10 protein-coding genes are annotated in these 13131 nt (G+C 48.0%); 7 read left to right on the top strand and 3 right to left on the bottom strand.

Annotated features, from left to right (window positions below):
- Window positions 1–130: 130 nt before the first annotated feature.
- The 4 genes from BUB86_RS09910 to BUB86_RS09895 all read left to right on the top strand — a co-directional run bounded on the left by BUB86_RS09910 (window position 131) and on the right by BUB86_RS09895 (window position 4510).
- Entirely contained in the window at window positions 131–775 is a 645-nt protein-coding gene (locus BUB86_RS09910; RefSeq protein ID WP_073208959.1) for a hypothetical protein, read from the top strand.
- Window positions 776–783: 8 nt separating this feature from the next.
- A complete protein-coding gene (locus BUB86_RS09905; RefSeq protein WP_073208957.1) occupies window positions 784–1440 on the top strand; it encodes a hypothetical protein in 657 nt (218 codons plus the stop codon).
- 179 nt (window positions 1441–1619) lie between these two features.
- On the top strand, window positions 1620–4106 hold the full coding sequence (locus tag BUB86_RS09900; protein ID WP_073208955.1) for a BT4734/BF3469 family protein: 2487 nt from the start codon (window positions 1620–1622) through the stop codon (window positions 4104–4106).
- A 161-nt stretch (window positions 4107–4267) separates the two neighbouring features.
- The gene (locus BUB86_RS09895; protein WP_139261549.1) at window positions 4268–4510 is read left to right on the top strand and encodes a hypothetical protein; all 243 of its coding nucleotides are present in this window, start codon (window positions 4268–4270) and stop codon (window positions 4508–4510) included.
- Window positions 4511–4569: 59 nt separating this feature from the next.
- On the opposite strand, the gene BUB86_RS09890 is transcribed toward BUB86_RS09895, so the two are convergent.
- From BUB86_RS09890 to mutA, 3 genes are read right to left on the bottom strand one after another with little or no spacing between them, the layout of a single operon-like run.
- Entirely contained in the window at window positions 4570–5601 is a 1032-nt protein-coding gene (locus BUB86_RS09890) for an NAD(P)/FAD-dependent oxidoreductase (protein WP_073208951.1), read from the bottom strand.
- 2 nt (window positions 5602–5603) lie between these two features.
- Window positions 5604–7769: a methylmalonyl-CoA mutase gene (scpA, locus tag BUB86_RS09885; protein WP_073208949.1), complete on the bottom strand. Its 2166-nt coding sequence runs from the start codon at window positions 7767–7769 to the stop codon at window positions 5604–5606.
- Window positions 7770–7788: 19 nt separating this feature from the next.
- Window positions 7789–9651 (bottom strand): methylmalonyl-CoA mutase small subunit, encoded by a 1863-nt coding sequence (mutA, locus tag BUB86_RS09880; protein ID WP_073208947.1) that lies wholly within the window; start codon window positions 9649–9651, stop codon window positions 7789–7791.
- A gap of 228 nt (window positions 9652–9879) precedes the next feature.
- Here mutA and BUB86_RS09875 point away from each other — a divergent pair, with 228 nt between their 5' ends.
- The 3 genes from BUB86_RS09875 (at window position 9880) to BUB86_RS09865 (ending at window position 13130) form a co-directional block, all read left to right on the top strand.
- Window positions 9880–11571 carry a putative transporter gene (locus BUB86_RS09875; RefSeq protein ID WP_073208946.1) on the top strand — a complete coding sequence of 564 codons (1692 nt, stop codon included), beginning with the start codon at window positions 9880–9882 and terminating at the stop codon, window positions 11569–11571.
- 63 nt (window positions 11572–11634) lie between these two features.
- A complete protein-coding gene (locus BUB86_RS09870) occupies window positions 11635–12660 on the top strand; it encodes an OadG family protein (protein ID WP_073208945.1) in 1026 nt (341 codons plus the stop codon).
- A 17-nt stretch (window positions 12661–12677) separates the two neighbouring features.
- Entirely contained in the window at window positions 12678–13130 is a 453-nt protein-coding gene (locus BUB86_RS09865) for a biotin/lipoyl-containing protein (RefSeq protein ID WP_073208944.1), read from the top strand.
- Window position 13131: the final 1 nt, after the last annotated feature.

The following is a 13131-nucleotide window of genomic DNA, read 5'->3' as shown; positions in this document are numbered from 1 at the left end:
AGATAATTGCCGAGGTAGCGAGCACAGATAATTCACGTTTCACATTTCACAAATTCACAATTTCTATGATAGTAGATTTGGCGTTTTGGAAAACTTTGCTTATCTTTGCACACTAAATAAAGTAAATAGAATGATGATAGAAACTAAGATAATGAACCTCTCGGCACCGTTCGATTATATCTATTGCAACGGAGAGCTGGGCAAGCATATTGGAACACTCATTGTTACCAAGGCTACTTGGAACGAAGAGGGTGAGTACGAACTTGAAACCCACAGCCATCCCATAGTACAGTACTGGAACTCGCCCAAAGGCACGGTATGGAACCAAGCAGAGCTAAGAGATTGCGAGGTGCTATGCAACGATGACGACAAGCGTGTAGATGTTGATACTTTCGGATTACTCTGCTATCAAAGATATAATCAGCTAACGAATGAGGCTGAAGAGACTCAAACTGAAACTCTCGCAGATAGTACTTCAGATGTAGCCATCTCCCTGAAAGAGGGGCTGCGACACTACTCTATTGGCTTTAGGAACGATGACAACGAGAAGCCATTTGAGCTATGCGTAGAAGTTAACAAGTGTCATGAAGGATATTATGCATTGACTATGGATCCTGGTGCCATATTCTTCAATATCACTGAAGAGACAATGGACCAGTTGGCCGCTTCGCTGAAAGAGGAGCGTGAATATTGGGAAGATTTCTTCGACCACACCATAAGAATCAAATATTCCCCAGAGTCTTCATTGGCCATAGGATTTGTTGAAAACATATAAGCAAGACCGTGGCACATTATTCACAAGGAATAGACCTTAGCGGACTGGACAAGGTCTTTAGAATTTGTGGTTGGGAGGCAGGCGTCGACCAGTTAAGGAAACGCGTGGCCGATTACTATACAGATAAAGATCCACAGGTGGTACAATTCCTAAAGGAGATGAAGAGTTACGATCAACCCAAGCTTAAAAAAGCCCCAGCGAGCAAGAACAACATGCCGCGCGAGGTTGACGAAGACTTTATTGACAGAGTAAAAGCCATTATAACCAAGGCCGCTGAAAAGAATAACAAGACCATCAAGACTAACGCGCGCGGGCACGCACGCGAATACATATATTATGTAGATAGTGAGTTATTCTGCAAAACGATGGATGCCTTTGCACGTGAACATAGCGACATGCTCATGCAATTTCTTGAAGGCAGCGTACAATGTGTACAGGTTACAAAGGTATGCCAGTTCATTGGTCACATATTAAGGATGCACATCATAAATGACCAGAATCTACAAATGGCCGACATACTATTTGCATTTAAGAAATACTATACACTAAGCACCGTCAAGGTAAAACTTAGTAAGCAAACACAGGGAACTTACGAAGACAAACTACTTTTTGAGTCGTTTAGAAGCGTTTCGAAACGTTACAAGACCCAGAATAACCCTGAATAACTTTTCTAGAGTTTTCAAGTTATCCAAGAATATCGCGCAAATGGTTGATTTTTAGCCATTTGCGCGTTTTTTATCAGGTACTCCAAAAATTTGGTTTCCAAGATTGTTATTTAGAATATTTGCACCGCCAATCTCGAGAAGGCAGAATTAACAAGAGTTGTAACCAAATTTTAATTTTTATGCTTAGTATTCAGACAAATTTTAGCTATCCTACATCTGTTATTAATGAACAGCAGTTCTACGCACTTGTACGTGCAACAAAGTGGAACGAGTATATTGATCAGTTCCGTCTTACTGGCGATGCATCACTGAAACGCAAGCTGCCTGCATTCATATTCCAGGCCACCTTCGATGAAACCATATCGAAGTCGGGCAAGCCGGGCCGTTGGCGCAAGCAGAGTGCAACCCAGCTGACAGGACTGGTGGTAATGGACATAGACCATATAGAGAATCCCAAGGCGGTGTTCGAGAAGTGGACATCGATGGATCTTGCAAAGCTTGGTATCCTGCTGGTCTATATCACCCCCAGTGGCAAAGGCCTGAAAATAGTGTTCAAGGCCGACACCAAAAAGGGCAACCTAATTGACAATCAGCACTTTATGGCTGAAATCCTTGACGTAATTGTAGACGAAAGCTGCAAGGACGCCAGCAGGATGAGTTTCATTTGTAAAGAGGAAGACATTTTGTATATGAACAAGGAATTGTTTACTTATGAGAACAAGGAGTTTGCTGAGAAATACAACCAGCTTTATCGCGAAGGGCACTCGCAGGCAACAATGAATGGCAGCCCTCTCAGCATTGCAAATGCTGATGTTATCTCCAGTCGAATTCTCGGACAAGCCAAGCGGCAAAGCCGAGCGGCAAATTCGACTGAACAAGGTGAGCTGGAGGTGGTATTGTGGAAGGATTACGACGTACAGCTACTCATAGACAAGCGCTATAAAGAAAAACTGCCTTGTAAGACCGATAGTAATCGTCACAACGAAAGCCTCAAATTGGCGTCAGACTTGCTGATAATGCTTGATGGCGACAAACGTACGGTTCAGATGGTTTTGGAGCGTCAATCATGGGTTCAGGAGATTATCAACGAGCGCAACGAGAACGTTGCACAGACAGTAGAGAGTGCTGCCGACCGTATGACAGAACGAGAAAAGAAGTACCTGAATCAGATGCCTTCTAAAGCCATGCAGAAGGCTATCAAGGAAGTAACGGGTAAGGAATATAAGGAGCTAATAGGGCTCCAGCCCTCAGCTTTCTCCATCACCACTGACGATAGCGAAACAGATATTGAGCGAAAGCTTTGGGAGTGGGGAGCGCAAATAGAAGAGTTGTTCGAAGCATACCCCATTCTAAAGGACATCTGCAAGGGACTTAAGCGCAATCAGTATCCTGCAGCACTAGCGGTAGCAAGTGCACTGATGATGACTCTGATGACTCGTTGCACATACCGCTTCTACCATCGTCCTGAGGAAAAGCGACGTCTTAACAGTTCTACACTTATAGTAGGCGATCCTGCATCAGGTAAGAGTTTTGCCACACGTCTCTACGAGATTCTGGCAGCTCCTATCATCAAGGCCGATAAGGCTGGACTCGAAGCTATTAATCGCTATCGCGAAGAAATGAGGAGTAAGGGCGCTAACAAAGAGAAACCCAAGAAGCCTAAGGTAATAGTTCGCGACCACCCTGCACGCACCTCGAACGCCCAGTTCATACAGGATATGGTGAATTCGGTTGAGATAATCGATGGCGAAGAAATGCAGTTACACATGCTCACCTTCGACACTGAGTTGGATAATACCCTATCAGTACAGAAGGGGGGAAGCTGGATTGACAAACAGAACCTGGAGCTTAAGGCTTTCCACAACGAGATTGATGGTCAGGCTTATAGCAACAACGACTCTGTGATGCAGAACTTCAAAGTGACATGGAACTACATCTACACAGGTACCCCCCTGGCACTGAAGAAGAAGATTAACGAAGCCAACTTCGGCTCAGGTCAGGCCACCCGACTCACCGTTGTGCCCCTGCCTAACACACACTTCCAGATGATGGAGCGTGAGCGCTATACGAAATCAGATGATGACAAGAGCCTGCGCTATTGGGCTGAAATGCTGGACAAGACTAAGGGCGAGTTGAATGTCGACAAGATAATAGACGTTCTTTATGACTGGACAGCACGCCGTATGGCCGATGCCGAGGAGAACAACTCAAAGGCTGAGGAGATGCTTGTTAAGCGGTGTGCTTATCATGGCATCAATATGTCGGCACCTTTCATCATGATTCGCCATTGGGACGAACTACACCAGAAGGGCGAATACTGGTGTGGCGAGTTCCATACTGACGAGGTCGACGAGAAGCTGGCCTTGCTGATAGTAAACATGCAGTTCATCTGTCAGCAGTACTATTTTGGTGCTATGGCCGAGAAGTACTTCGATGACCAGTTACGTACTGATGCAGCCATGAAGGTACGTCGAAAGAAGACGGTTGATGCCTATAATGAATTGCCCGAAATATTTAATAAGGACAACGTGAAGCATTGTTATCATTACGACAAAGATAATGACGATGCCGCCCGACAGCGCATTTCGCTACTGATTAAGGACAAGCTGGCAGAAAAGATTAAGGGCACAAAGACGTGGCGTAAGATTAATCAGTCGTCAATATAAAACGTGAAATGTGAAGTGTGAAATGTGAATTACTCAAACGTTTACATAAGTTTTTCAAGGCGTAGTGATACATTGTTGGCAGAAAGTGTGTATCTTTGCATCAGATAAACAGCTATCAAGCTAACAACAAACTACGTTTCGATATAATAATAGGTAAAAGAATGGGTAGAAAATTTGTTATCGGAAACCGTTTGAAGGATGAGTGGATATCGGTTCTGGACACAGACAAGAAGATTCTTGAATTTTCAAGCCACCTTGCCAACGCCCAAGAGTATCTGCAAGAAGAGGACGCACAGATTAATCTGGCTGAAATCCAAAAAACTGGTTACTTCAGCGATTTGCAAATCTACTTGAAAAGGGATAACAAGGCGTACAAGATTGACGAGCGCGACTCGTTGATGTAGACCCTACAAACGGAAATGTAAAAAGCTCCCAAAAGCTGGGAGCTTTTACTTTTTTTTATCTACACAAAGACATTAAACAGATACTGAACCACACGCGGAAAGTGCATCAGCGCCTTCAGCACAGCCAGTCCGCCACCACTATAAACCACGCGGTCAAGGAAATCCTCCTTGCGCTTTTTGCGATACATCACCCTGTTAACCTGGCGGAAATCGCGACCACTGATGATGGCCTCAGCAGCATTCTTACCTGTGGCAAAGGCATAGTAAAGTCCCTCGTACGACACACGATTGGGGAATCCGCCCGCATCGCCCACCAGCATCACCCGTTTAAAAGGCGACACCACCGAATTGCGAGGGATATAGGCTCCATGCAGGCGCTCATGGTCGTGAAGCGGATAGCCAATGGTGGCACATACATCCGAGGTTTTCTGCTTGGTGGCCACCAGATCGCAGAAGCCCACCACATCTTCCTTCTGATTAGGGAAATGGTAGAAGTAGCCGTGAACATAATCGCGCGACATAGCGATGGTGATGGTATCTCCAGCAGCCTCACTGCGGCTTTGATACTGCTCGAAACTCAACATGCCGTGAGGGCTATCGGGGGCTATCTGCTGGCGTACCCTACTGGTTGCACCATCGGCGCCCACCAGATACTTACAGGCTATCTGCTGCCCAGAACGGAGCGTTACCACCACAGGGTAATCGCCCCCCACCTCATCGAATCGCGCAAAGCTGCCCTTCAGAAACGCCCCACCCTCGCCCACGTAGCGCTGCAAAAGCAAATGGTCGAAATCGCGACGCTTCACAATGCGGATGTATCGCTTAGGGCTGTTGATAGAGAACTCACAACGAAACTCATCGTCGATAAACGTGCGAACACGGGTGATGGGATTGTAGGCATACTCGAGACCAGGGTATATCTGGTCGAGCAGTTGCCAAGCCTTTGGCGTTAATCCGCCACCACATATCTTATCGCGCGGAAACGAAGCATGGTCAATCAGCAGACAATCCTTGCCCGCCTTCTGAAGGAGGTATCCACAAACGGAGCCGGCAGGACCGGCTCCGATTATCACTACATCTACTGTTTTCATTTTTATTCTTTGTCTAACAGAATCTTCATCATCTCGACGGCGGCCTTCGCTACTGAAGTACCTGGGCCGAAGATGGCAGCCACGCCAGCCTTGTAGAGGAAGTCGTAGTCCTGAGCGGGGATTACACCACCTGCGATGACCATAATGTCCTCGCGGCCCAGTTTCTTGAGTTCCTCGATAAGCTGTGGAATAAGCGTCTTGTGTCCAGCTGCGAGCGAAGAGGCACCAACGCAATGCACGTCGTTCTCTACAGCCTCGCGAGCGGCCTCGGCAGGCGTCTGGAACAGCGGTCCCATATCCACGTCGAATCCACAATCGGCATAACCCGTTGCTACTACCTTTGCACCACGGTCGTGACCATCCTGACCCATCTTGGCGATGAAGATACGAGGACGGCGACCTTCCTTCTCTGCGAACTCATCGGTCAGCTTGCAAGCCAACTCGAAGTCGCTATCGTTCTTTGATTCTGAACTATACACGCCTGAAATTGTTCTGATTACTGCCTTATAACGGCCCACGATCTCTTCGCAGGCATCTGAAATCTCACCCAGAGTACAACGCAGCTGAGCGGCCTTGACAGCCAGATCCAGCAGGTTGTTCTCGCTCTTACGGCCCTCCTGGAAGTCGCGCACGCACTCGGTAATGGCCTTCAGAGCGGCCTGGCATGCAGCCTCATCGCGCTTGCCACGAACCTCCTTCAAGCTTTCCTCCTGCTGCTTGCGTACAGCGGTGTTATCAACCTCAAGGATATCGATAGGATCCTCGTGCTCAAGGCGATACTTGTTGGTACCCACGATGGTCTGAACGCCTGAGTCGATACGAGCCTGAGTGCGGGCTGCTGCCTCCTCAATACGCATCTTTGGCAGACCAGTCTCGATGGCCTTAGCCATACCGCCCAGCTTCTCAATCTCCTGAATGTGCTCCCAAGCCTTGTGAACCAGCTCGTTGGTCAATGTCTCAACATAGTAAGAACCAGCCCATGGGTCAATCTGCTTGCACACCTTGGTCTCATTCTGAATGTAGATCTGGGTGTTACGAGCGATACGAGCCGAGAAGTCGGTAGGCAGGGCGATAGCCTCATCGAGCGCGTTAGTGTGCAGCGACTGAGTGTGCCCCAATACGGCAGCCATAGCCTCGATACAGGTACGACCTACGTTGTTGAATGGATCCTGCTCTGTGAGACTCCAACCTGAGGTCTGAGAGTGTGTACGCAGCGCCAACGACTTAGGATTCTTAGCGCCAAAGCTCTTCACAATCTTAGCCCACAACAGTCTTCCAGCACGCATTTTGGCTATCTCCATGAAGTGGTTCATACCGATAGCCCAGAAGAACGAGAGTCGTGGAGCGAAGGCATCCACATCGATACCAGCATTCACACCAGTACGCAGGTAGTCCATACCATCGGCCAAGGTGTAAGCCAACTCGATATCAGCGGTAGCTCCAGCCTCCTGCATGTGATAACCAGAGATAGAGATGCTGTTGAACTTAGGCATCTTCTGAGAGGTGTACTCGAAGATATCGGCGATGATCTTCATGGAGAATGCAGGTGGGTAGATATAGGTATTTCGCACCATGAACTCCTTCAGGATATCGTTCTGGATAGTACCTGCCATCTCCTCGAGCTGAGCGCCCTGCTCCAGACCTGCTACGATGTAGAATGCCAGGATAGGCAGTACGGCACCGTTCATGGTCATTGATACAGACATCTTGTTCAAGGGGATACCAGAGAAGAGCACCTTCATGTTCTCCTCGTTACAGATACTTACACCAGCCTTACCCACATCGCCCACAACACGAGCGTTATCAGGGTCGTAACCACGATGAGTAGGCAGGTCGAAGGCTACAGAAAGTCCCTTCTGACCAGAAGCCAGGTTACGGCGATAGAAAGCGTTCGACTCTTCAGCAGTTGAAAAACCGGCATACTGACGGATGGTCCAAGGCTTGAAGGGGTACATCATTGAGTAAGGACCACGCAGATAAGGAGGAATACCAGCTGTAAAGTCGAGGTGCTCCATACCTTCGAGGTCTTCCTTTGTATAAACTGGGCGTACCTCAATGTGCTCTGGGGTCTTCCAGTTAGCCTCAATCTTATTATCGGCAATCCACTTGGCACCATCTTGAGCCTTGATGCCTGCATAGATATCAATATCTTTAAATTGTTTACGCATAATTCAAGTCTCCTATTCTTTAAATACCAAGTTTCTGATTATATTCTTTCAAAGTCTCGAGCACGTTGCACTTTACGTGAACAAAGTTCTCGATGCCGGCAGCCTTCAAGTCCTCCATGCAAGCAGGAGCACCAGCCACCACGAACATGGCGCGACCATCCAAGTACTTAAATGCAGGGATAGCATACTCAGCATACTCATCGTCGCTAGAGCAGATCACTACGATGTCGGCCTTAGCCTCGAGTGCAGCATCAACACCCTCCTCAACGGTCTTGAATCCCAGGTTATCAATCACCTTATAGCCAGCGCAAGCCAGGAAGTTGCACGAGAACTGTGCACGCGCCTGACGCATAGCCAGATTACCAATAGTCAACATGAATGCCACAGGCACCTTCTTCTCTTCAGTATGGATGCGGAGATCCTCGAAGTCGGCAGCCAAGCGGGTTGTCTCGATAGCCTTGAATGCCACAGCCTCCTCGCCCTGATGATGAACACCACCACAACCGCAGTTCTGCTTGTAAGCACGCTTGCCCTCGCTCTTCTCTGTGAAGTTAGGGAACTGGTTGGTGCCCAGCAGGAACTCCTTGCGCTTGGCAGCATCGCCATGACGCTTCACGTTGGTGGCATTAATATCGTCCTGAATGGTTCCAGCCTTGATAGCAGCCAGGAATCCGCCCTCGTCCTCTACCTTCAGGAATATCTTCCAAGCCTCCTGAGCCAAAGCATCAGTCAGGTGCTCGATGTAGTAAGAACCAGCTGATGGGTCGACGATACGGTCGAAGTGACTCTCCTCCTTAATCAGCAGCTGCTGGTTGCGAGCGATACGCTCAGAGAAATCAGTAGCCTCCTCGTAAGGCGCATCGAACGGAGTAACCACCATCGAGTGAACACTACCCAGAGCAGCACTCATAGCCTCAGTCTGCGAACGCAGCAGATTCACATAGCTATCAAACAGTGTCTGATTATATGTAGAGGTGGTAGCATTGATTATCATCTTGCAAGCGCAATCGCACTTTGGCTCGTACTGCTTCACAATCTGAGCCCACAACAGGCGTGCTGCACGGAACTTGGCAATCTCCATGAAGTAGTTCTCGCTCACACCCATGTTGAACTTGATGCTCTTAGCAGCCAAATCCACATCGACACCAGCATCTGTCAACTGCTGCAGGTATTCGTTACCCCAAGCCAGCGCATAGCCCAGCTCCTGAACGATGTAAGCACCAGCATTGTTGAGCGCATCGCTATGAACCACGATACCACGGAAGTTTGGATACTCCTTGAGCGACTCGGCCAACTTAGGTCCAAAGGCCAATACAGGCGATACATCCTTGCCCTTGAGCACCATCTTCTTCATAGGGTCCCACTCGATAGAGCCTACTATCTTCTCCTTGTCGTAGCCCTTCTTCTGCCAGTAACTCTTCAGAATCTCAGCCAACTCGAGCGAATGGCGCTGACAGGTCATGAAGTTCACCTCGATGATATCGCAGTAAATACCCTCGAGCAGTGTCTCGATAGTATCCATCGAAACCAGCTTACCTGGCACCTTGAAACCAATGGAGTCGATACCCTTGTTCAGGATGTCGAGAGCCTTGGCGTTAGCAGCCTTAGGATCTTCGACCACAATGTTTTGGCGTACATACCACTCGTTAGAGTCCTTCTTGTTTCCACGTACAAATGGGAACTCACCTGGGAGCGCATCGGGCGTCTTCAGGTTCGCCAGATCTTCACGGCGATAGAAGGGCTGTACATTAAAACCTTCGTTTGTTCTCCATACCAAGCGTTTCTGGAAGTCGGCACCTTTCAGGTCGACCTCAATCTTGTCCAACCATTCTTGTTTGGTAGGCGCTGTGAACTCGGTAAAGAGTTTCTCTTTGTTTGCCATAGATTTGTTACGTTTAATATTATATAAGTTATGTTTTAAGTTTATACTAACAGTGAGCAAAGATACAACATTTTTAGTCAAAATGGTGTTTTGAAGTGTGAAAGAAATAAAAAATCACTATTTATTCAAAATTTGATGCACAAAAATAACAGAAATGGGCAATTTTTAGCTAACTTTGCACTCGAAATTTGAGATATTATAAAGAACAGGTATTATTAAGAGTATTTTATGGAATCATTTCAGTGGTTAAGAGACCTTTTTACGACAACTGACTCAGTAGCGCATATCACGCTACTCTACGCTATTGTGATAGCGATTGGTGTTTATTTAGGAAAAATTAAGTTTTTTGGGGTATCATTGGGTGTTACCTTCGTTCTTTTTGCAGGTATTCTGGCTGGACACATCGGATTTACCGCTCCCACCCCCATTCTAACATTCGTACAGGACTTCGGACTGATCCTCTTCGTATTCATGATTGGTCTGCAGGTGGGTCCTGGATTCTTTGAGAGTTTTGGCACACAGGGTATCAAGCTGAACGCTATGGCCGCCAGCGCCATCCTGCTGAACATTCTGGTGATGTTTGCTTGCTACTACATCTTCTTCGACACCAGCAACGTAGCCAATCTGCCTATGATGGTTGGTACACTCTATGGTGCCGTAACTAACACCCCAGGACTTGGTGCTGCCAACGAGGCACTTTCTACCGTATTCGGCAGCAACGCTCCACAGATTGCATCGGCCTATGCCTGTGCCTACCCACTTGGTGTGCTCGGCATCATCGGCGCTATTATATTAGTAAGGTATATCTGTAAGGTAAAGCTCGACCACGAAGAGAAAATGCTGGAGGCACTCGACGAGACCAACGCCAACAAGAAGCCTTACAAGATGCACCTTGAGGTAACCAACAAATACCTGGAGGGAAAGACCCTGCTGCAGGTGCACGACTTCATGAACCGCGACTTCGTTGTATCGCGTCTGGTTCACGAGGGCGAGCTGTTTATCCCTAACCGCGACACCATCTTCCACCTGGGCGACCAGATGCTGATAGTATGTGCCGAGGCCGACCAGGAGGCTATCACCGCCTTTATCGGACCTAAGCTCGACATCGACTTCGAGCAGCAGGATCAGCCAATGGTTTCAAAGCGTATCGTCATTACCAATCCTAAGGTTAACGGTAAGACCCTGGCATCGCTCCACTTCTCGAGCGTTTATGGTGTTAACGTAACCCGCGTAACACGTCATGGCATGGACATCTTCGCCTCTCCTACCCTGCCTCTGCAGGTGGGCGACCGCATCATGGTGGTTGGTCCTGAGGATGCAGTAGACAACGTGGCTGGCAAGATGGGTAACTCTATCCGCCGTCTGGATGCACCAAACATCGCAACTATCTTCGTTGGTATCTTCATCGGACTCATCTTCGGTATGTTCCCAGTAGCTATTCCTGGCATGCCTGTTCCAGTTAAGCTTGGTTTGGCTGGTGGTCCGCTGATTATAGCTATCCTGATTGGTCGTTACGGTTATAAGATTCATCTGGTAACCTACACCACCACATCAGCCAATATGATGCTCCGCGAAATAGGATTGGTACTCTTCCTGGCATCAGTAGGTATCAAGGCCGGAGCTGGATTCTTTGAAACTGTGGTTCAGGGCGACGGACTGCTCTATGTGCTCACAGGTTTCCTCATCACCATCATCCCCATTCTGATTGTTGGTCCACTTGCACGCTGGAAGTTCGGATTCAACTACTTCACCTTGGCTGGTATGATAGCTGGTACCTATACCGATCCCCCCGCACTGGCCTATGCTAACAGCATCTGCTCGAAGGAGGCTCCTGCTCTGGGATACTCAACGGTTTATCCTCTGGCTATGTTCCTCAGAATCTTTACAGCTCAGATAGTTGTGTTGTTCTTCTGTGGGTAACTAGAGATACTAGCAGAACTAGCAGAACTAGAAATACTAGAATTTATAATAATACACCAACAAATGAAAAGAACCAAAATCCTGCTCAGCGGACTGCTGCTGGTTAGCACCTCGGCGATGATGGCACAAGGAGCCAAAAACATTCGCATTAACGAGGTGCTGACCAACAACACCGCCAGCATTCAGGATGATTACGGACAGAACCACGCATGGATTGAGTTAGAGAACACCTCGTTCACAACTTATAACGTGCGTGGTATGTATTTTACTACAGACAAGTCCGTTCTCGATCCAAAGATGAGCGTGCCTGAACGTATCAAGCGTATGAGCGTTATCCCCAGCGGTGACCCTCGTACACAGATAGGCGGGCGCCAGCACCTGATCTTCTTTTGCAACTCTAACCCTGCACAGAGTAAGTTGCATCTGTCTCTCAACGTCCCCATGTCGGAGCCACTTTGGCTGGGATTCTTCAATGGTAACGCCACTGAATTAATCGACTCAGTAACCATCCCTGCATTGGCAGCCGACCAGAGTTATGCACGTCAGGCCACCAACAAATGGGTTGTAAAATCAGCAGAAAACGTTACGCCTGGTATCGAGAACTTCATCAAGACCGATGAGACCAAGGATGCCAAGCTGAAGCGTGAGGATCCACACGGATTCGGCATCACTCTGCTGGCCATGGGTATCGTATTCTTCTGTCTGGCAGTACTATTCATTTTCTTCTGGGTATTCGGACTCATTATGCGCAACATTGAGACGGCTAAGAAGGTGGTTAACACCCAGCCTATCAAGCCTATCACCAAGACTGTTGAGGTGACTCACGACTTGGCTCACGCAACAGGAAACATCCTGCAAGACGGTCTGAAGACTAAAGGTATCGACAAGGAGGTTTACATAGCTGTTATCTCTATGGCACTCAAGCAGTACCAAGACGATGTGCACGATGTAGAATCTGGTATCATCACCATCAAATCGAAAGATACAGGCTGGGCAGATGAATCGAACCAGATGACGCACTTCTCCAAGCCCGTCATCCCAACCTCGCACAATGCACCAAGGATACCAACAACACCAGAGATTCGTTAATTTCAATATTATAGACTATGAATAAGTATCAATATAAAGTACAAGGCGTAGATTACGACGTAGAGATAGAAGAAGTGGAAGGCAACGTAGCAAAAGTTGTCGTTAATGGTGTGCGTTTCGATGTTGAGTTGAAACAGCCCATCAACCCCACAAGTACACTGAAGAAGGTTCACGTAGAGGCTCCAAAGACTGTGGCTCGTCCCACAGTTGCTCCAGCTGCAGCACCTGCTGCTAATAAGCCAATGGCTGCTGGAACAGGTTCGCCCATTAAGGCTCCTCTGCCTGGAACCATCATCGACCTGAAGGTGAATGTTGGTGACACTGTTAAGCAAGGCGACGTGGTTCTGGTGCTCGAGGCTATGAAGATGCAGAACAACATCGAGTCGGAATACGCAGGCACCGTTACCTCTATCACCGTTAAGCCTGGCGAAAGCGTGATGGAAGGCACTGTCCTCATGACCATAGGTTAAT

It is taken from the genome of Xylanibacter ruminicola (assembly GCF_900142525.1).
Lineage (GTDB): Bacteria > Bacteroidota > Bacteroidia > Bacteroidales > Bacteroidaceae > Prevotella > Prevotella ruminicola_A.
The sequence above is the reverse complement of the archived record's forward strand: the minus strand, read 5'-3'. Positions and strand labels throughout refer to the sequence as shown.

Excerpts from the sequence above, each read along its gene's own strand:
- BUB86_RS09910 (WP_073208959.1), top strand. The coding sequence starts at position 131 with ATGATGATAGAAACTAAGATAATGAACCTCTCGGCACCGTTCGATTAT.
- BUB86_RS09900 (WP_073208955.1), top strand. The coding sequence starts at position 1,620 with ATGCTTAGTATTCAGACAAATTTTAGCTATCCTACATCTGTTATTAAT.
- BUB86_RS09895 (WP_139261549.1), top strand. The coding sequence starts at position 4,268 with ATGGGTAGAAAATTTGTTATCGGAAACCGTTTGAAGGATGAGTGGATA.
- BUB86_RS09890 (WP_073208951.1), bottom strand. The coding sequence starts at position 5,601 with ATGAAAACAGTAGATGTAGTGATAATCGGAGCCGGTCCTGCCGGCTCC.
- scpA (WP_073208949.1), bottom strand. The coding sequence starts at position 7,769 with ATGCGTAAACAATTTAAAGATATTGATATCTATGCAGGCATCAAGGCT.
- mutA (WP_073208947.1), bottom strand. The coding sequence starts at position 9,651 with ATGGCAAACAAAGAGAAACTCTTTACCGAGTTCACAGCGCCTACCAAA.
- BUB86_RS09875 (WP_073208946.1), top strand. The coding sequence starts at position 9,880 with ATGGAATCATTTCAGTGGTTAAGAGACCTTTTTACGACAACTGACTCA.
- BUB86_RS09870 (WP_073208945.1), top strand. The coding sequence starts at position 11,635 with ATGAAAAGAACCAAAATCCTGCTCAGCGGACTGCTGCTGGTTAGCACC.
- BUB86_RS09865 (WP_073208944.1), top strand. The coding sequence starts at position 12,678 with ATGAATAAGTATCAATATAAAGTACAAGGCGTAGATTACGACGTAGAG.